Here is a 1,417-nt window from a genome sequence, read left to right as displayed (position 1 = left end):
CTCAGCAGGATCTCGGCGTCCGGGTGCTGGGGGAAGGCCTCTTCGACCGCTTCGGCGAGCTGGTCGGCGGCGGTGCAGGCGGCGTCCAGCTGGATAAGGAGGGCGAGCATCTGCTTGCCGAGGGCGTCTTCGACCAGCGGTGGCTGGTGGGCCCACTCGCCTCGGAAGACCTCGCGGAGGCGTTCGGCCTCGGCTTCGATGCCGCGCTGGCGGCCGGCGCGCTTGAGGGCGGCCTGGATCTGGGTGCGGGTCAGCCGCGCGGCCCGGGCCGGGGTCGGAGCGGTCTTGAGGAGTTCACGGGCCTCGGGTCGGCACAGGCCGTTGGTCCAGGGGGCGAAGGCGGCCAGGGCGGCGGGGTAGTACTCGCGCAGCAGGGAGCGGAGCTGGTTGGCGAGCTGCTGCCGGTTCCACAGCGAGTCCTGCTGGGCCCGGGCCAGGACGGAGATCGCGCGGCCGAGGTCGCTGTCGTCGGGCAGGGGCCGGTGGGCGTGCATGTCGGTGCGGAGGATGTTGGCGAGGACCAGGGCGTCGCCGGGGTCGGACTTCTTGCGGGAGACGCTGTGCCGGTCGCGGTAGCGGGCAGCCGCCATCGGATTGATCGCGAACACCTTGCGCGTACCGGTCCGCAGCACCGCGACCAGCAGGCCGCGGGAGGTCTCGATCGCGACCGGGATCGGGTTTTCGGCGGTGTCGCCGTACTCGGCGAGCAGTTCCAGCAGGATCTTGTAGCCGGCCGCGTCGTCGGTGATGTGCCGCTTGGCAAGTAGCTGTCCGGTGTCGTCGACCAGGGCGACGTCGTGGGTGCGTTCCGCCCAGTCGATTCCGCAGTAGATCAAGATTTCCCCTCCCCAGAGTCCGGTGTTTGCGCTGGTCACGAGCGCATGCGGGCCACGCAGCGACCTAATCCCAGGCCTCGACCGCAGCGCGGTCGGGCCGCCACCTCACTAGCCGTTCGTGGCACCAGCGCACCCCACGGGCCTCGGTCTATGCGGGAGCTCGGGCGGCTCGGGCGTATCGAGAGGTCACCGTGCGATGGGCTCGCACCACCAACGCAAACGAGTGGTCAGGTCGAGAGGTGTTGACGCGCGACGGCCCTGGACGCCGCCGCTCTCTTAATAGGCATCGATGCCGGGTGAGTTTTGGGCATCCGTCCAGCGCCGACGGGCGCCAACACCGCTCGTGGTGGCGGCCACGAAGGCACCAGACGCCACCCGATCTACGAGTAGGCGTCGAGGCCCAGCGTCCAAAAGGCGTCCGTCTGGCGCCCACGTGACCGCCACCACCCTGAGCACCACGACCGCGCACCGATCTACGTTGAGGCCTCGACAGCCCGGCTGCACCTGGATGTCACGGTCTGGTACTCGAACGCTCCGAGAAGCACCCGCGTCTGCGGAACGCTCATAACTACGGATTAGGC

The 1,417-nt window shown here is 69.5% G+C and carries 1 protein-coding gene; it reads right to left on the bottom strand.

The genetic code is table 11. The annotated features are described in order from the left end of the window. Positions 1 to 836, bottom strand: an 836-nt coding sequence (locus tag ACIGW4_RS38110) for an IS110 family transposase (RefSeq protein ID WP_399586322.1), incomplete at its 3' end; no start/stop codon positions are given. Positions 837 to 1,417: the final 581 nt, after the last annotated feature.

Origin of the sequence: Streptomyces sp. NPDC053513, assembly GCF_044544765.1 — a bacterium.
Lineage (GTDB): Bacteria > Actinomycetota > Actinomycetes > Streptomycetales > Streptomycetaceae > Streptomyces > Streptomyces litmocidini.
Note: the sequence above shows the minus strand (reverse complement) of the source record. Positions and strands in the feature narration are given on the sequence as shown.